Consider the following 17,475-nt stretch of genomic DNA (forward strand, 5'->3'; position numbering starts at 1 on the left):
ATTGTCTTCTACTCAAAGTCTTTGCGTCCGGGGTTACGGGTAGGATCGCCAGAAAGGAAGCCAAAGATAAAAAGTAAGACAAAGAAGGAAACAACGATATAAACGGCGATTTTTAGGGTTAACATTACTAAGACGTTCTCCTTAGACTAGATTAATTCAATAACAGGGGTGAGCATACCTTGACCTACTTTACCCTATTTGAGTGATCCCTGAACAGAGAAAAGTGATCGGTTCTCAGTGAGCAGATGTGAGTTTTTAGTTTACTGATTACTGTTTACTGGGTACTGATCACTGAAAATACAACTAAATAGCCTATTTTTAGCCAATTTATGAATAATCTCGGTAAATTATATGTGGTGGGAACGCCGATCGGTAATTTAGACGATCTGACTTTCCGATCCTTGGCAACTCTCAAAAAAGTCTCTCTAATTGCTGCCGAAGATACCAGACACACGGGCAAATTATTACAGCATTTTGATATTCCGACCCCTCAAATTAGTTACCATGAACATAATCGCCTTTCCCGTCTCGATCAGTTATTAAATATTCTCAGCCAAGGTCAGGATATCGCTTTGGTTACTGATGCGGGAATGCCGGGGATTTCTGACCCGGGTTATGAGTTAATTAAAGCTTGTATAGAAGCTCAGATCGAAGTGGTTCCCATCCCCGGAGTAACGGCGGTAATTACTGCTTTAGCGGTGTCGGGATTACCCACGGAAAGATTCTGTTTTGAAGGATTTCTTCCGGGTAAGGAAAAGCTGAAACAAGAGCGCTTAGAGGGTTTAAAAACCGAAACAAGAACGATGGTTTTTTATGAAGCACCTCACAAACTTATTAAGACTTTGGAGGATTTACGCGAAACTTTCGGCCCGACGAGAAAGATAGTTTTAGGTCGGGAATTAACCAAGCTTTACGAGGAAATTTGGCGAGGAACTATCGCCGAGGCGATTAATTTATATCAGGAGAATAAAACTCCTAAAGGGGAATTTACAATCGTAGTTATGGGCAACGATCAGGCCGATAATATCCAATTATCCGACGAGGAATTAAAACAGGAATTAAAACAAATTATGGAACGAGGAGTTAGTCGATCGCAAGCCAGCAGACAATTAGCACAGGTTACTAATTTATCCCGCAGTCGTTTATACAAATTAGCCCTAGAAATTTGATAATTATCAATTTTTATTTCTACCGCTAACCCTGAATTACTTAGCTGATTGAAGTAACAAAATTCCCCCGGCAGTTAATCCTAAAATATTGGGCAACCAAGCGGCCATCAAGGGGGTTAAAACTCCGCCAATACCTAAGGAACTGGTGACAAAAGATAGGAGATAATAGGAGAAAATTAGGACAATACAAATACCAAAACTGGTGGCTTTATTAGAATTTTGGGGACGTAATCCCAAGGCCGCCCCAATCATCCCAAAAACCAAACAAACAAAGGGTAAAGATATTTTCTGCTCGATTTGAACCTGTAATTTTCTAGTTTTGGTAGGATTGCCGCTTAATTGCAGTATTTCTAAGTATTCCCGCGCTTGTCTGAGGGTCATTTCTGAACCATCTCGACCTCGAAAAGCTAAATCTAAAGGGGTACGCGGTAGGGCTAATTGTTGATGTTGAAAGCGGACAATATTACGATAGGAACCATTAGGATCAATTAGATAAATTGTGCCGTTATAAAAATCCCAGATATTTTTTTCAATATTCCAAGAAGCTGATTCTGAGGTAATAATTTGATTAACTTCCGGTTGAGTGCGATCAAGAATGGTTAAACCTAACATTTCTTGACCGTTAAATCTTTCGGCATAAAATAACCTTCTTAATACCGTTTGGGGTTCCCCTCCATCCGGTGGCCGCACTTTGCCGTATTCAGGATAAATAATATTATCTTCAATAAAAGACTTACGATTTGGTCGCAGGGCTTTGGTCATGGTAGCATTAGCTTCATAACTGGCAGCCGGAGCCACATAATCATTAAAAACGTAGGTTAATCCCGTCACTATTAAACTTAGCACAATGGCGGGAATTATTAGGCGATAAACACTAATTCCAATACTTTTAAAAGCAATTAATTCGCTATCACTGGCTAAACGACTGTAGGCCATTAAAGCTGCTAAAAGTATCGACATGGGAAAGGCTAAAACAATAAACTCTGGCATTTTTAATAAGAGAATTTTTAAGGCCAAAGTAAAAGGTAAACCCGATTCAGTAATCCGTCGCACTAAATCAAATAGAGTACCGATCGCCACTCCCAAAGAAGTGAATAAACCCATACCAAATAGAAAGGGTAATAATAACTCGACAAAAATATAGCGGTCTAAGATGGTAAATCCGGGTATTCTACTTAAATTTCCTTGCCAATTGCCAACTTTCATGATATAATGCATCGATTTTTTTATTAATAACAATTATCTTAAGAAATTATCACCCAAATAATACTGACGCACCAGAGGATTATCATAAAGTTCTTCGCCACTTCCCGCCGCTAAAATCTGCCCTTCGCGCATAATATAAGCCCGATTAGTGATAGCCAAAGTTTCTCGCACATTATGATCGGTAATCAAAATTCCCATCTGACGATCCCTTAAACCGGCGATCATCGTTTGAATCTCGGACACGGCGATCGGATCCACCCCAGCGAAAGGTTCATCTAATAATAAAAATCTTGGTCCGTTGACTCCCACCGCTAAAGCGCGGGCTAATTCTGTCCTTCTTCTTTCTCCTCCAGAAACGTAGGCTCCTTTAGTACGAATAATCTTATCGAGGCGAAATTCTTTTAATAAATCATAGAGACGATTTGCCCGTTGGGAAAAGGGAACTCCAGACTGTTCTAAGGCTAACTGAATATTTTCTGATACAGTTAAATAACGAAAAATACTGGCCTGCTGCGTCAGATAGCCAATACCCAGACGCGCCCTCTGATTAAGAGGTAATTTGGTAATTTCTTTTTGATCGAGCCAAACGCGCCCCAGATTCGGTTTAATTAATCCAGTGGCGATATAAAAAGTTGTGGTTTTCCCCGCACCATTTGGTCCTAATAACCCGACAATTTCCCCCGGCGCAACCGTAATACTCACTCGGTTAACCACGAGCCTTTTACCGTAGGATTTATGGATATTTTCTAATACTAAAGTCATCTTTATCCGGTGTTGGGAATTATGAATTATGAATTATGAAGTGGGGAAGTGGGGAAGTGGGGAAGTGGGGAAGCTGTCTCATCACCCTATCACCCCAAAACCCTCCGCAACGCGCACGCAGTGACCACCCTATCTCCTCCTGTCTCCTGACTCCTGACTATCACTGCGGGTTAATAATTGGGGCAGCGGGGAGGGAAGGGGAAGGTATGGGTGCGGGTGTCGGGGAGGCTGCCGGTTGGGGAGAAGTTTCGTTATCTTTGACTAAATAAATTGACTCCACCTGCTGACTGGTTTGGGGAGTAGCGATAAATCTGCCCTCATCGACGAGATAAGTCATCGTTTCAGCGCGGATACTGTTGCCTTCCTGCAAAACATAAACGTTACCCGTCATCACTAAACGACGTTCGCGGCTAAAATACTGAGCTTGGGCGGAAGTGGCCTGCATTTTGCGGGCAGGATAGAACACTTGTACGTTACCCCTCGCAGTAATTACGCCCGTTTTTGAGTTTGCCTCTTGAATATCCGATCGCACTGTCATGGCATTACCTGGTACAATATTCTGCTGTGCTTTGACTAGGGGAGAAGTACCTAATCCCATGACTAAGCTAGTAGAAACGAGGGCAACTAGCCATCCTCTGATTTTTGCGGATCTTGCTCTCATAGAAATGTCACCTATAGACGTAATTGTACTGACTAACTAATCTAGCTGTTTAGAGGACGGGATGACTTTTGAGGATTTTCGGCAGAGAACAGATAGATCGATCGACGTGGGGATGAGGATGTTCCTGATTGCTTTTCATCGCTTCTAGCACTGCCGGTAAAGCTTGGGGATCGAGATTCTGTAAAAAGTTTAATAGATCCAAACTCTCCCCGACCAAATGCGTCACGTTGATCCCCTCGTAATCGGGTTGATAGTGTTGTAAACGTCTAACCCCTTCTCCCAAAAGAATTACCGCCCCGCGCCAGTTATTATTTTCCAGATGGTAGCAAGCGACAGCAATCTGCAAAATGCCTTGATAAAAAGTTTTTTCAGGCTCTGCGGACTCCATCCACAAAGCCTCTAGGGTATCATGACAAGCATAGAATTGCTGGCGATTAAATTCGTCGATTCCTTGCCCAAAAGCGCTGGCTGTCATTACCCTAAACTAATGCCCCTTCATCGATTCGCGGACTTCTTGGATATAGTCGAGGGAAATTGTCTGTTCTTCTCCGGCAAAGTCGTTATCGGGGGTAATAAATAGCATACAGTGACATTCTTTCCGTTCCCGCATCGGTACACAGGGACAATTCCAAAAAGTATTTTTTACCTCCGCTTCTTTGTCTTCGTAGTGACGACAAGGACATAAAGGAGCGCCTAATTCGTCCTTATGACGCGCTAATCCCTCAATTACTACCGCTGTCACCGAGAGATCGCTACAGAAATAGGTATTTGTACCTCTAGCGTACTGTTCGGCAAACTTCTTCATGGCCTCAAGACTCTTATCTGTGTCTGTGATCTGGCTCATAGTTATCTTATCTCCCTAGCTTTCTACAAAAAAACTTTTTACTATCCTATCTCGATCCGCTTCCCCTTGGCCGAGGGGAATTTTTAGAATCTCTTTTGATTTTGCGACCGATCCCCTTGTTAATCTAATACGATAAAAAGACTCTCTTTGGCCAAAAGCTCGATTTTTTGGCCAGCAAACCGGAATTATGGGGGCAAAGTTCCTCAAAACCTATCCTTGATTCCCGCAATCCCTGTACCCTATCACTACCAGAACATGATTTTATCTTTCTTGCAGACAAATAAAATTTCTGATGATAATACACCTTGGTGGCTGAAAATTACCTCCCTTTATCCCCACTGTATCTACTATTTTGGTCCCTTTGCCTCTTTTGAGGAAGCACAACAGCATCAGGGGGGTTATCTCCAAGATCTAGAGTCCGAAGGAGCGCAAGGAATCAGTATTTCGATCGAGCGGAGTAATCCCCATTATTTGACCGTTTTTGACGATGGAAATCAGGATCTAGCTAAAACTTTTGCTTCCCATGCTCGAACCTTTTCTCGCTTTATTTCTTAAGTCTCCCTGTCCTCTTTGTCAACGGCAGAGCGATCGAGAGCTTTGCCGTGATTGTGAGGGACAATTACGGGCCTATCGTCAGAATAACCCGCTTTTTCTCTGGCGTGGTCCTATTCCCCTGTTTATCTGGGGACGCTATGAAGGTAAATTAAAACAGGCGATCGCTAAAATGAAATATGATCGCCATCCCGCTCTCGGCTCTTTGCTAGGCGGTTGCATGGGGGAAACTTGGCTCCTTCGTCCTCCCCTCACCGATAAACGTTTGACGGTGATTCCCATCCCTCTCCACCCAGAAAGGTTAAAGGAAAGAGGTTTTAATCAAGCAGAAGTCATTGGCGAAGGTTTTTGTCGTTTAACCGGTTATCATCTGGCTAGTCGCGGATTAATTCGGATTAAGAACACGGCAGCTTTATTTAGTCTGGCAGGCGAGGAAAGAAAAAAGACGATGCAAGCGGCTTTTCAATTGGGAAAAAATTTACCCAAATCAGTGCCGATTCTCTTAATTGATGATATTTATACCACGGGAACCACGATCGAGGAGGCTGTGCGGGTTTTACGCACAGAGGGATATCGGGTAGTCGGTGCGATCGCTGTTGCCAGTTCCAAAATTAGCTAAAATGCCCAGACGGAATCGGTCTAGGCATTTTAGGGTTAAATTAAATTAAGTGCGTTTGATCTTGTCGTATTGACTGATGAAAATCAAACCGATAGTGGCGGGGATCAGGACGATAACCGCACCTAAAACAAGGCTCCAGAGAAAGTTAGCTAAAGAGGGTGTCATGATAGATAAATCCTTTGTCATATTTTCAAAGACTTAGTTTTTTATCTTATCACCTTGGGCGAGAAGGCCCCCAGTTCCACGACCAGATAAATGCGATCGCAGGTTTTATATGTCTTCAATCGCTGAAAATAAAATCTCCCTTGACTTCTCAAGGAGATAGGGATGTTTGACAATGGGTGATAGTTACAAAAGTTCACACTAGACTGGCAAAGATTTTTATGGCTACTGACGATCGCAAACGGCGCATTCTCGATCATCTCTCCAGAAGTACCACTGGTGCTGACTATATTCCCCAAAAACCGCTGCCAATTGTGGAAACTCCCCCGGTGGCAGCGGAACCCGTGGCAGCGCCGCCTCCAGTAACTCCTTCACCGGAATTAACCGCTAAAGAGCGCAAAAGAAAGATAATGTCCCATCTTTCCATGAGTAGTGAAGATTTTGGCGAAATTACTAGCACTACCCCCCAAGAAAAGCGTAAACGCCAAATTAATGACCATCTACGCCAAAGCCAAGGATAAATAGTAAGGAGTGAGAATTTGCAACTAGGCATCTTCTAGACTGTTCTCACTCCCTCATTTTCTGCTGTCGATGGGGATAAGCTAAGACGCATTTAAAGCGCTTATTCTTAAGATTAGCCGAATCTCCCCCAATCCCTTTACTGTTGCCTCTTGCCTCTTGCCTCTTGCCTCGTCTCAACAAGCAATTTAAATTACGAACAGCTTAATGACAGTTGTTGCAAATCAGTTCCTCGCTCTGGCAACAAGGGAATGTTAAAGTTAGTAATGATCGCTTCGGTGATCGGATGACGCAATTTTTCTGTGGAACCAACATGATAAAAATGCTGTTTAGTATAGATATAAAACTGATCAGCACTCCAATTTTTTTTAATTAAAGGATTGCTTCTAAACTGATTACTGTGCCAAGTGGACAAAATAAACCGACAAGAAATATCCTTTAAAATAGTAACCAAACAATCTTCATCCTCTTCAGACCAAGAGTTAAAATAATCGGCGTGTCTCCCTAAATAAGGAGGATCGAGATAGATCAAGTCTGTTTTTTGCCAATTAGATAAAGTCTCTCGAAAGTCAGCAACTTGAAAATTATAATCAGTTTTAGTAAGAATATTTTCTAGGGCAATAACTTGATTGACTATTTTGGTAATATATGCTTGAGAAAATCGTTCTGATTTATGACAGTAAGGGACGTTAAACTCTCCCTTACGATTGAATCTCATCACGCCATTAAAACAGGAGCGATTGAGAAATAAAAAATCTAGAGAATTAGGAGCTTGATTAAATCTTTCTCGTACTTGATAATAATAACTTTCTCCCTGCTCCTTAAGAACTTGACCATTTTCTTGCAAAAAAAGCTTAACAGTTTTACTGGTAATAACTTGATTTTTTAGATTATTATAAAACTGGATAATATGAGTATTTGTGTCCGCAAGTAAAGCCTTTTGGGGATTAATATTAAAAGCCACCACTCCCGATCCAGAAAAGGGTTCTATCCAACGCCCAAAGCTCAGATCAGACACAATATTTTTAATATCTTTCACCAATTTAGTTTTAATTCCTTGACACTTAATCGGTGGCACAAGTGGCGTTAACTTCACTAAACACTCTCCTCATCAATAGTAATCTCTATCCACAGCAAACTTAGCTCCTGTTGGCTCGTGAATAAAGGTCAAATTAGGGTAAAAATTTTGTTGAGATACTAACTCTATCTTTAATTGGTTACATCTAGCAAAATTATCAAATATGGGAAAAAGAAGCAATTTTAGGATTTTGGAGATGATTTTCGTATCAATAGATATAGTATATACTTCTAGGCAGTTTAAATTCAGTACAGCTTATCCCAGAAACCATGGTATCTTGTTAGAACAAATGAACTAAAAAATCTCTCGTCACCATTCTTGTCAGAATTATGAGAATTACGTTACATTTAGTTAAGATTTAATTGGCTGCGGGGATTAATCTCGAAAAAATAACGTAAAATCCTTGACAAAAACAGCTAAATGAGTTAAGCAAAAATCTTTATCCTAGAAGCACTAAACAAACATGAAACTATCTTGGAAAACGATTTTACTGTGGACATTGCCCGCCCTCGTGGTCGGTTTTTTCCTTTGGCAAGGCACTTTTGCCACGGCCACCAGTAATATCGGCAATAACACCGCCAGTACCCGCATGACCTACGGACGCTTCCTAGAATACCTAGACAGTGGTAGGGTTGTTAGCGTCGATCTCTACGAAGGGGGCAGAACCGCGATCGTACAGGCCCTAGATCCGGAACTAGAAAACCGAGTACAACGCCTACGGGTCGATTTACCTGCCAATTCCCCGGATTTAATCGCCCGTTTACGCGATTCTAAAATCAGTTTCGATGCTCACCCGATGCGGAATGATGGCGCTTGGTGGGGATTCCTCGGTAATCTACTTTTCCCCTTTTTGCTGATTGCCGCTCTCTTTTTCCTGTTCCGCCGTTCTAATAATATGCCAGGCGGCCCGGGTCAAGCGATGAGTTTTGGTAAATCAAAAGCTCGCTTCCAGATGGAAGCAAAAACCGGCATCACCTTTGATGATGTGGCAGGAATTGATGAAGCGAAGGAAGAATTACAGGAAGTTGTCACTTTCCTCAAACAACCGGAGAAATTTACCGCCGTCGGTGCCAAAATCCCCAAAGGAGTCCTTTTAGTTGGCCCTCCTGGTACGGGTAAAACCCTGTTAGCTAAAGCGATCGCCGGTGAAGCGGGTGTACCTTTCTTCAGCATTTCCGGTTCGGAATTTGTGGAAATGTTTGTCGGTGTCGGTGCTTCTCGCGTGCGCGACTTGTTCAAAAAAGCCAAGGAAAATGCTCCCTGTTTAATATTTATCGATGAAATTGACGCAGTAGGTCGTCAACGGGGTGCCGGTATCGGTGGTGGTAACGATGAACGGGAACAAACCCTAAACCAATTATTGACAGAAATGGACGGTTTCGAGGGGAATACGGGAATTATTATCATTGCCGCCACTAACCGCCCCGATGTTCTCGATTCCGCTCTCATGCGTCCGGGCCGTTTTGATCGCCAAGTAACCGTCGATGCGCCCGATTTTAAAGGTCGTTTAGAGATTTTAGACGTTCACGCCCGCAATAAAAAGCTGGCCAACGACGTTTCCATCGAAGCGATCGCCCGTCGCACTCCGGGGTTCAGTGGAGCAGATTTAGCCAATTTACTGAACGAAGCGGCAATTTTAACCGCCCGTCGTCGTAAAGATGCCATTACCCTCCTGGAGATAGATGACGCAGTAGATCGTGTTATCGCGGGTATGGAAGGCACTCCTTTAGTCGATAGCAAGAGCAAGCGCTTAATCGCTTACCATGAAGTCGGCCATGCGATCGTGGGTACGCTCTTAAAAGATCACGATCCCGTCCAGAAAGTGACTCTGATTCCCCGGGGACAGGCCCAGGGTTTAACTTGGTTCACTCCCAACGAAGAACAGGGTTTAACCACGAAAGCGCAGTTAATGGCCCGGATTTCCGGTGCGTTAGGTGGTCGGGCAGCCGAGGAAGAAATCTTCGGCTATGATGAGGTGACTACCGGTGCCGGTGGCGATTTACAGCAAGTTTCTGATATGGCCCGCCAGATGGTGACTCGTTTCGGGATGAGCGATTTGGGTCCTTTGTCCCTAGAAAGTCAAGGGGGTGAAGTGTTCCTCGGTGGCGGTTTGATGACTCGTTCCGAGTATTCTGAGAAGGTCGCTACTCGTATCGATGATCAAGTGCGATCAATCGTGGAACACTGTCATGAAATTTCTCGGCAAATTGTCCGCGATCATCGCGAAGTGATCGATCGAGTGGTGGACCTGCTGATCGAAAAAGAAACGATCGATGGGGAAGAATTCCGGCAAATTGTGGCTGAATACGCCTACGTTCCCGAAAAAGAACAGTTTGTACCACAGTTATAGGTTGATTTCAATCTATAGGCGATCGGGTGGGTTAAAGCTCACCCGATTTTTTTATACTAGGGATTTAGTTATCATCATCGTCATCATCATCGTCTTGATCCTGGTCATTATCACCGTCTTTTTGCTGGCTTTCCCCGTCTTCATCGCTATCTTCGTTTTTTTGCGGCGATTCCACCGTGGTGGGGACGTTTTTCGGTTCTTCGGCTTCTTTTCCTCCCTGACAAGCCCCTAAAAACGTAGTCAAAGTTAACATAATCAGCAACAATAAAGATTTGATTTTCATGGTCTTTCTCCCCACTCGATCGATAAATATAACAATTTTAAGACTTTTGGGCGGTGGATAGTTTGGCCAATGCCAAGAAAGTGCATTCCCAGACTAAACGGGGTTGAACGTAGGCTAACAGCTGCCGGCGGGTTTTTTCCAAGATTTCTAAAATCGATCGCTCTCGTCGTCGTTGCCAATCCTCATACTGAAGATAACTCACATACCATAATTGGGTTTCCGTGTCAAGAGTTTGAGCAATAATTTTGGCTAATTCCAGTGCTTGGGAGAGTTTTAGGGGAAATTTGCTCAAAGATCGCGGTAAATCTTGGGGGAGACTGTCGAGAAACTCTAAAGCGGCGATCGCTTCTCCGGGGCTACCTTGGGCTAAACCGAGAATTGCTGGATAATTGAGAACGCGAGCGTGTCCGTTAGAGCGGAGGACTTGAGCGAGATTTTCTTCCGAAAGACGCTGAAAAGGGATGTGTTGACAGCGAGAAACGAGAGTGGGTAGTAAAGAGGAGGGACTGGGAGCAATCAGGATTAAAGTGGCTTTTCCAGGTTCCTCAAGCGTTTTTAAGAGGGCATTTGCCGCCGCTTCTGTCATGGTGTCTGCTTCCTCGATCACCACCACAGAGCGGGCCGATTCCAGGGGAGGACGACTTAAAAAGTTAGTAATCTCGCGAATTTGTTCGATGCGGATTTGCGGGGGAGCTTTGCGCTTGAGATTACTTTCCTGTGCTTCTTTTGCGGTGAGCAGTTTGCCTTGGTGTTGATAAGTGGGTTCAATCCAGAGTAAATCGGGATGATTGCCACCAAGAAAGCGTTTCAGGATTAATTCTCTTGCTTCTGGCGATCGATCTCTAGTTAACAAGTCTTGACAGAAACATTTTGCGGCCAGATTGCGTCCAATCCCCTTAGCGCCGGCGAATAAGTAAGCGGGAGCGATCGAATTGATTTCAAGCGCTCTTTGTAGTAGTTCAATGGCCTGATTTTGACCGATTAACCGTGACCAATCTATCATCTTTTCCCTGCCATGGCTCGCTATTCCTGTTCTTATTTTGTCGGAATTTCTCCCCATCAAACCGGGCTTTTATACGATGATATCCTAAGTTTGGGTGAATTTGAAATCATCAAGCGCCGGTCCGATGTCTTGCTTTTATCGGAAGTTCCTAACGATGCTCTCTTTCCCCAGTTAGTGAAAGTGGAGTTATTTATTCATCCCCCCACTAGCTCGGAACTTCAGATCGATTTATTGGTTAAAAATCATGAGCTGCCCCTGAGAACTAATAATCGTTGTCGGCAATTTTTTCAATCTATTCACCAGATTATTATCAACAATTATCAAGGTCAATCCCTGACCAGAATTACCGCTTAACCCGATTTGTTCCTGTCTCCGTCAACTGACAAAGACGGGGACAAAATACCATCTTGGCTCTCTTAGGTAACGAACCACAAAGACACAGAGGACACAGAGATTGATCGCTCCTGTATCAGTGAAACTTATCACACAAAGAATAAGAGAGTCGCTCTTTTTGGCGCTTGATAGATTTATCGAGAAAAAATCGATAATTGCTTTAATTTTCGCTTTCCTTCGTCGATTTGAGCGGAGGAAATTGACGACGTAAAAGCAAGGAATTACTCACTACCATAACCGAACTAAAAGCCATTAAAGCTGCCGCCAAGGCCGGACTGAAAGCTAGACCCCAACGGGGCAGTAATAAACCACCAGCAATGGGAATAGCAAAGGTATTATAACCCAAAGCCCAAAAAAGATTTTGTCGGATTTTTTGCCATGTGGCCAGACTTAAATGCAGAGATTGCACCACATCCTCTAGGCGATCGCTAATTAAAACGATCCCAGCCGTTTCCATGGCCACTTCCGTGCCACCGGCCAGAGCAATACCGATGTTAGCCTGTCCTAGTGCAGGAGCATCATTGATACCATCCCCGACCATAGCCACGATTTTGCCCTCTTTTGTCTGTAGGTCGGCAATTAAGGCGGATTTTTCGGTGGGGGCAACTTCGGCATAAAATTGGCTAATACCCAAACTATTAGCGATCGCTGTTACCACTTCTTGGCGATCGCCACTGAGTAAAATCACCTCTAAACCGAGTTTTTGCAACTGATTAACGGTTGTTTGAGCATCGGGACGTAATCGATCCTGAAAAGCGATCGCGCCGAGTAATTGTTCTTCCATACCCAGATAAATCACCGTTTTACCCGCCTCTAAAAGCTCTTGAATACTGGGGATGGTTTCATCGATTTTAATGCCGTTTTGTGCCAACCATTGCCGATTTCCTAGAACAATTTTCGACCCCTGCACCCTTGCCGAAACTCCCAATCCGGCCACAGTTTGAAAATCTTCCCCCGTCAGGTTAGTAGGGGGAGTAACCGCATCTAAAATCGCCCGAGCGAGGGGATGATTAGTGCCACTCTCCACTACTGCCGCTAATTGTTGAATTTCCAGGGAATTAAGGATAGAAAAACTCAAACAATCGGTAATTTCTGGATGACCTTGGCTAAGGGTTCCCGTTTTGTCAAAAACCACCGTTTGCAGTTGCGAGACGGTTTCCAAAACATCGCCCCCTTTAATCAAAATACCCCGTTCGGCTGCTAAACTGGTTCCCACCAGTAGGGCCGTGGGTGTGGCTAAACCGAGAGCGCAGGGACAAGCGACCACAAGCACAGAAATCGCTAATTTTAGGGACAAAAGTAGGGGAGAAGTGGGTTGAATCATCTCGTGGTGTCCCGTGGTTGACCCTAACACCTCTGGAAAGAGCCTAGTTCCCCAAAAATACCAAAAGAGCAGCACAATTAGGGCAATTATCATGACTCCGTAGGCAAAATAACCCGCTACCCGGTCCGCTATCTTCTGCACCGGGGCCTTGCGAGTTTGGGCTGATTCCACGGCTGCGATAATCTTAGCTAGGGTGGTATCGGTCCCCACCTGACGAGTTTGCACCGCAATCGCACCAGAGAGATTGAAACTACCAGCAATGACTAGATCTCCCATTTCCTTAACCACCGGCAGCGATTCCCCCGTTAATAAAGCTTCATCTACCGTGGTTCTTCCCTGAATAATCTCCCCATCCACGGGAATTTTTTCCCCGGGTAAGACGCGCACCCATTCCCCGACGCGCAGCTGTTCCACCGGAATGGCCACACCCACACGGTCATCTGTACTACCAATCAGGTGAGCCACTGCCGGTTGTAGGGAGGTAAGCGCTTCTAAGTCTGCGGCTGCGCGATGACGGGAATGCGCTTCTAGAGTCCGTCCGAGGAGAATAAAACCTAACAGCATGACCGGTTCATCGAAAAAGCACTCTAAACCGAGATTAGGGAAGATAAGAGCCAAACAACTAGCTATATAGGCGCTACCTGTGCCTAAACTAACGAGAGTGTTCATATTTGGCATCCCGTGCCGTAATCCCCGCCAACCATCGATGAAAATATCGCGGCCGGGGAATAAAATGGCTAGGGTGGCTAAAGTCCAGTGAAAAGCAATACTTTGAAAGATAGGGATTTCTGGTCCCCCGATGTGGTGTAAGTGACCAATCAGGGAAAAAACCAGTAAACAACAAGCGATCGCTAATCGGTATAATTGTTGTTGCCGTTCTTTTTGTTGGTTTTGCAGCCGTTGATTTTGTTGAGAAAGGGGAGTCGATGAGCTGCGCGGTTGGGTGGGGAATCCAATCGCGGTTAATTTTGCGGCTAATTGCTCTGGTGCGATCGCATCTGGTTGGTATTCAATCACGGCAATTTCCGTGATTAGGTTAACTTGGGCCGATTTTACCCCTTGATTTTGGCTGAGTTGTCTTTCTACGGCACTAACACAGCCGGCGCATTTCATGCCTTTTACGTCTAGAGTAGCGGTTTTTAGTCCAGTTTCGGCGGCTAGGATCATAGAAAAAGTAGGCAAGGATGGTCTTTACTTCTATCCTAGAAATTCTCGGCCGATTTTTAAACTATTTTGGCGATCTCTTCCTGAGCCATACTATTAGGGGGGCAGCCATCAATGATGCGGGAAAAACTAATAGCGAATTGTACTACAAACGCGTCAGTAAACAGGAGCATGACTTCTCGGATTCTGTCATCGGCAAATGGGGTAAAATCTACTTGAGCGGAATGCTAGACCACTATCTGCGGTAATTATGCCCAAATTGAGGTGATTAAACCGCACCGTGCGGTATTACATTTTATTTAGGGGCTGTTAGACCGATGCGGGTGGGATAGTAGGATGGGGAAGGGTACTAGATCGCAGAGAGCGGTATGATTAAAGTTAGGCGTTCATCATGCATGTGTTTATTGACACCAATATTCTGTTGAATTTCTTTCACTTCTCGAAAGATGAGTTGGATGCACTCAATAACGTGTTTGCCTCTCATGAGCATGGTGCCGCGAGTGTCCACCTAACGCAGCAGGTATGCCAGGAGTTCAAGCGAAACCGTGAGAACAAAATCAAGGACGCGTTGAAGAGATTCAAGGAAGTCAAATTCTCTGCCCAGCTTCCCTCGTTCATGAAGGGGTATGAGGAGTACAACGCAATCAGAAGGCTGAGTGCAGAGTTGCAGCAGCTATCCAAATCAATTATGGAAAAGGCGGAGGCAGACATTGCCTCGCGTAATTTGCAGGCAGACCGCCTAATCAAAGACATATTCACCAAATCGGCAATCATTGAGACGACGCCGGATATTTTTTCAGTTGCCAGCATGCGAATGGCGATTGGTAATCCGCCTGGAAAGAATGGCTCGATTGGCGACGCAATAAATTGGACGGTTCTTCTTCAGTCTGTGCCCGAAGAAGAAGACCTTCACGTCATTAGTGAAGATGGAGACTATTACTCGTCAATCAACGAAGATGCCGCGCATCCGTTCTTAGAAGAGGAATGGAAGGAAAAGAAGAAATCTACCCTTCGCGTGTATAGAACCCTTTCGGGATTCATGAAGGAAAACTTCGATGGGGTGGCCTTTTCTTTCGACAAAACCAAAGAAGCCTTGATCGAAAGTTTGTTTTCATCGAGTTCATTTGCTTCTACTCACCACCTTGTTGGCAAGTTGGAGGCCTATTCGTACTTCTCCCTCAAGGAAGTCGAGAAGATACTGTCCGCAGCAACAGATAACACTCAATTTAGATGGATTGTGACCGACTCCGACGTTTCCGATTTCCTTAATCGTGTCGCCGTACCGCTGCTTGATGGGCTTTCTGACCCAGAGCACAAAGATATCGTCGAGAAAGTCATCGAAGAACAAGTTCAGCGAGCGGCGAAAAATCCCTAATATCCCGCTCCAGAGGGGTGCTACACCGGCTCGCCGGCGTAGCACCCCTGAGCTTGAACGTTATTGCAATCGCTATCGCCCTAGGGTGCGTTCCCTAATGTAGGATTTTTGGGAACGCACCATCCTCATTGATTGAAGTCGTTAGATTAGGGGTCGAGAAGGTCGTCACCGACCTCCCCTCCCATTCAGAACCGTGCGTGAGATTTTCACCTCACACGGCTCCTAGTTTGACTGTTCCCTTGTTAAGGATACAGCTTGACTTCTTTTGGTTTGCCTTGTATTATCTACATTGACTGGTGTCAATGTGGATGATTTAAGGCTTCCATCCGATGCCGATTTATCATCGTGACAGTGGTGGTGTAGTAATTGAAGGTTCTTATATTCATCCTTTCCGCCTAAGCTTAGAGGGTGAATGTGGTCAACTTCAATTAAATCCGATGGGGTGAAATACTGCCCACATCGGCTACACTTGCCTTGTTGCTTCTTGAGTAGTTTAGCTACTCTTGTCGGTGTGTCGATTGCTTGTCCTCGTCTGGTCGCCCAGTAAGTCCAATTTCCGTCATAAGGTGATGCGTCGGGGCGTACTAGGGTATGTCTGACAATTGGTGTCCAGTTATGTTTCCATAAGTGAAGACCATCTTTGGTTTTAAATAGCCAGAATTCTTGTCTTTCTTTCCCGTTGCTGAGTTTAATTGTACCCGGTCTGAAATAGTTTCTCAGCTTTTTGTAGCTCGCTTTACCGCATCTTGTTACTGTCCATGCCCTTAACATTAACCAGATTGTATGGTCTAGTTTATTGAAGGTATCCATAGATACTACTCCTGAGTAGTAATTAGCCCAACCTCTTATGATTGGGTTTAGGTGATTAATCAGGGCTGATTGAGGTGCTGTTTTGTGTTTTTTGATTACACCTTTAATCGCTTCTGTGTGGGCTTTAACTGCCTTTTGGCTGGGTTTTATGTGGGTTTTGTGACCAATTAGTCGTCCCCCTCCTGTTTTCCCAGATTTGTATTTTCCTGCTGGGTATTGCCTGATATTGAATCCTAGAAAATCAAAACCGGGTTCTTCTGTTTTCCCATTGTAATCAATGGGGATAAGTGTATGACACACTCTGGTTTTCTCCTGTTTGAGTTCTAGTCCTATGGGTTTTAACCATTCGGAAATGGCAGTTTTGCACTGTTCAATGATTTCAAGTGATGGGGAGATCACTACGAAGTCATCGGCGTATCTTATTGAGACGGCTTGGATATATTTCTTTTTGGGAAATAATGTTTCAATTAATCTCATCATTCCATCCAGTGCGATGTTAGCTAGTAGTGGACTTATTACCCCTCCTTGTGGTGTCCCTGTTTCTGTTTCCTCAAATACACCGTTATCCAATACTCCTGCTTTGAGCCATTGTTTTATGTCTCTTTTCAGGGAACTTGGACAATGAATTTTGGACAGTAAAAGTTCGTGATTAATTCGGTCAAAACACTTGGCAATATCAGCATCTAATACAAAGTAGCTACCTTGATTAATGGTGGTGTATATCCTTGATATTGCGTCATGGGCAGACCTTCCCGGTCGGAAACCATAGCTGGTTCCTTCCATTTTTGATTCCCATTCTGGTTCAAGTGCCGATTTAATCAACGCTTGTCTAGCTCTGTCTTTGATGGTTGGTATTCCTAATGGGCGTTTTTCATCCCTGCCGGGTTTAGGAATCCATACCCTTCTTAGCGGTTTTGCTTTAAGTGTTCCTTTGATTTCTTCGGTTAGATTTAGCCTTTGTTCTGGGGATATTACTATCTTCCCATCAACTCCTGCTGTTTTCTTTCCTTGATTATCTTGGGTTACTTTGCGAACTGCTAATAGACGAGCGTAGTACGATTTCACCAATAGACGTTGCAACCTTCTAACCTTTGCATCCTGTCCCGATTTAGCCGCTTGGTATATCCTCTTTTGGAGCTTGAAAACGTATCTTTGGATTTTCCCCCAATTGATAGCTTTCCATACATTCGTAGTCTTAGTG

Annotated in this window: 21 protein-coding genes; 8 read left to right on the forward strand and 13 right to left on the reverse strand. The window is 44.3% G+C overall.

All coding sequences use genetic code 11. The annotated features are described in order from the left end of the window. Positions 1–8: 8 nt before the first annotated feature. Positions 9–125 (reverse strand): photosystem II reaction center protein I, encoded by a 117-nt coding sequence (locus tag N0824_RS18950; RefSeq protein ID WP_002732356.1) that lies wholly within the window; start codon positions 123–125, stop codon positions 9–11. Between the two features lie 204 nt (positions 126–329). On the opposite strand from N0824_RS18950, the gene rsmI reads away from it, so the two are divergent. Continuing rightward, entirely contained in the window at positions 330–1,169 is an 840-nt protein-coding gene (gene rsmI, locus N0824_RS18955) for a 16S rRNA (cytidine(1402)-2'-O)-methyltransferase (protein WP_108937883.1), read from the forward strand. 36 nt (positions 1,170–1,205) lie between these two features. Here the strand turns inward: rsmI and N0824_RS18960 are convergent, their stop codons facing one another. The 5 genes from N0824_RS18960 to N0824_RS18985 all read right to left on the reverse strand — a co-directional run bounded on the left by N0824_RS18960 (position 1,206) and on the right by N0824_RS18985 (position 4,642). Continuing rightward, positions 1,206–2,375 (reverse strand): LptF/LptG family permease, encoded by a 1,170-nt coding sequence (locus N0824_RS18960; protein ID WP_108937884.1) that lies wholly within the window; start codon positions 2,373–2,375, stop codon positions 1,206–1,208. A 33-nt stretch (positions 2,376–2,408) separates the two neighbouring features. Then, positions 2,409–3,137 (reverse strand): LPS export ABC transporter ATP-binding protein, encoded by a 729-nt coding sequence (lptB, locus tag N0824_RS18965; protein WP_108937885.1) that lies wholly within the window; start codon positions 3,135–3,137, stop codon positions 2,409–2,411. A gap of 160 nt (positions 3,138–3,297) precedes the next feature. After that, positions 3,298–3,798: an LptA/OstA family protein gene (locus N0824_RS18975; protein ID WP_002741524.1), complete on the reverse strand. Its 501-nt coding sequence runs from the start codon at positions 3,796–3,798 to the stop codon at positions 3,298–3,300. Positions 3,799–3,847: 49 nt separating this feature from the next. Then, entirely contained in the window at positions 3,848–4,273 is a 426-nt protein-coding gene (locus N0824_RS18980) for a DUF309 domain-containing protein (protein WP_108937887.1), read from the reverse strand. 9 nt (positions 4,274–4,282) lie between these two features. After that, positions 4,283–4,642 (reverse strand): ferredoxin thioredoxin reductase catalytic beta subunit, encoded by a 360-nt coding sequence (locus N0824_RS18985; protein ID WP_108937888.1) that lies wholly within the window; start codon positions 4,640–4,642, stop codon positions 4,283–4,285. 255 nt (positions 4,643–4,897) lie between these two features. On the opposite strand from N0824_RS18985, the gene N0824_RS18995 reads away from it, so the two are divergent. Next, on the forward strand, positions 4,898–5,197 hold the full coding sequence (locus N0824_RS18995; protein WP_108937890.1) for a DUF1816 domain-containing protein: 300 nt from the start codon (positions 4,898–4,900) through the stop codon (positions 5,195–5,197). Continuing rightward, positions 5,166–5,813, forward strand: a complete 648-nt coding sequence (locus N0824_RS19000; RefSeq protein ID WP_108937891.1) for a ComF family protein — start codon at positions 5,166–5,168, stop codon at positions 5,811–5,813. Before N0824_RS18995 ends, N0824_RS19000 begins: the two co-directional genes overlap by 32 nt. Before the next feature lie 45 nt (positions 5,814–5,858). Here the strand turns inward: N0824_RS19000 and psbX are convergent, their stop codons facing one another. Further along, positions 5,859–5,978: a photosystem II reaction center X protein gene (gene psbX / locus N0824_RS19005; protein ID WP_002733679.1), complete on the reverse strand. Its 120-nt coding sequence runs from the start codon at positions 5,976–5,978 to the stop codon at positions 5,859–5,861. A 218-nt stretch (positions 5,979–6,196) separates the two neighbouring features. On the opposite strand from psbX, the gene N0824_RS19010 reads away from it, so the two are divergent. Continuing rightward, positions 6,197–6,496 carry a hypothetical protein gene (locus tag N0824_RS19010; protein ID WP_002803105.1) on the forward strand — a complete coding sequence of 100 codons (300 nt, stop codon included), beginning with the start codon at positions 6,197–6,199 and terminating at the stop codon, positions 6,494–6,496. 191 nt (positions 6,497–6,687) lie between these two features. On the opposite strand, the gene N0824_RS19015 is transcribed toward N0824_RS19010, so the two are convergent. Beyond that, complete coding sequence (locus N0824_RS19015; protein ID WP_108937892.1) at positions 6,688–7,590, reverse strand: Dam family site-specific DNA-(adenine-N6)-methyltransferase; 903 nt, start codon at positions 7,588–7,590, stop codon at positions 6,688–6,690. Between the two features lie 15 nt (positions 7,591–7,605). Further along, the gene (locus tag N0824_RS19020; protein WP_232306097.1) at positions 7,606–7,752 is read right to left on the reverse strand and encodes an EcoRV family type II restriction endonuclease; all 147 of its coding nucleotides are present in this window, start codon (positions 7,750–7,752) and stop codon (positions 7,606–7,608) included. Positions 7,753–8,035: 283 nt separating this feature from the next. Here N0824_RS19020 and ftsH2 point away from each other — a divergent pair, with 283 nt between their 5' ends. Then, positions 8,036–9,922 carry an ATP-dependent zinc metalloprotease FtsH2 gene (gene ftsH2, locus N0824_RS19025; RefSeq protein WP_108937893.1) on the forward strand — a complete coding sequence of 629 codons (1,887 nt, stop codon included), beginning with the start codon at positions 8,036–8,038 and terminating at the stop codon, positions 9,920–9,922. 64 nt (positions 9,923–9,986) lie between these two features. On the opposite strand, the gene N0824_RS19030 is transcribed toward ftsH2, so the two are convergent. Together N0824_RS19030 and holB are read right to left on the reverse strand one after the other, a co-directional pair. Then, positions 9,987–10,205 carry a neurohypophysial hormones like protein gene (locus tag N0824_RS19030; RefSeq protein WP_108937894.1) on the reverse strand — a complete coding sequence of 73 codons (219 nt, stop codon included), beginning with the start codon at positions 10,203–10,205 and terminating at the stop codon, positions 9,987–9,989. Positions 10,206–10,242: 37 nt separating this feature from the next. Further along, positions 10,243–11,208, reverse strand: coding sequence for a DNA polymerase III subunit delta' (gene holB, locus N0824_RS19035; protein ID WP_108937895.1), 966 nt, complete (start codon positions 11,206–11,208; stop codon positions 10,243–10,245). A gap of 12 nt (positions 11,209–11,220) precedes the next feature. Between holB and N0824_RS19040 the strand changes: the two genes are divergently transcribed. Further along, positions 11,221–11,562 carry a hypothetical protein gene (locus N0824_RS19040; RefSeq protein ID WP_108937896.1) on the forward strand — a complete coding sequence of 114 codons (342 nt, stop codon included), beginning with the start codon at positions 11,221–11,223 and terminating at the stop codon, positions 11,560–11,562. Between the two features lie 199 nt (positions 11,563–11,761). On the opposite strand, the gene N0824_RS19045 is transcribed toward N0824_RS19040, so the two are convergent. Then, positions 11,762–14,092, reverse strand: coding sequence for a cation-translocating P-type ATPase (locus tag N0824_RS19045; protein WP_108937897.1), 2,331 nt, complete (start codon positions 14,090–14,092; stop codon positions 11,762–11,764). Between the two features lie 17 nt (positions 14,093–14,109). On the opposite strand from N0824_RS19045, the gene N0824_RS19050 reads away from it, so the two are divergent. Then, positions 14,110–14,337, forward strand: coding sequence for a hypothetical protein (locus tag N0824_RS19050; RefSeq protein WP_108937898.1), 228 nt, complete (start codon positions 14,110–14,112; stop codon positions 14,335–14,337). 143 nt (positions 14,338–14,480) lie between these two features. Beyond that, positions 14,481–15,464: a PIN domain-containing protein gene (locus tag N0824_RS19055; RefSeq protein ID WP_108937899.1), complete on the forward strand. Its 984-nt coding sequence runs from the start codon at positions 14,481–14,483 to the stop codon at positions 15,462–15,464. Positions 15,465–15,686: 222 nt separating this feature from the next. Here N0824_RS19055 and ltrA read toward each other — a convergent pair. After that, the coding region (gene ltrA / locus N0824_RS19060) for a group II intron reverse transcriptase/maturase (RefSeq protein WP_108937900.1) at positions 15,687–17,475 on the reverse strand (1,789 nt) is incomplete at its 5' end.

Origin of the sequence: Microcystis sp. 0824 (genome assembly GCF_003112475.1) — a bacterium.
Classification (GTDB): Bacteria; Cyanobacteriota; Cyanobacteriia; order Cyanobacteriales; family Microcystaceae; genus Microcystis; species Microcystis aeruginosa_C.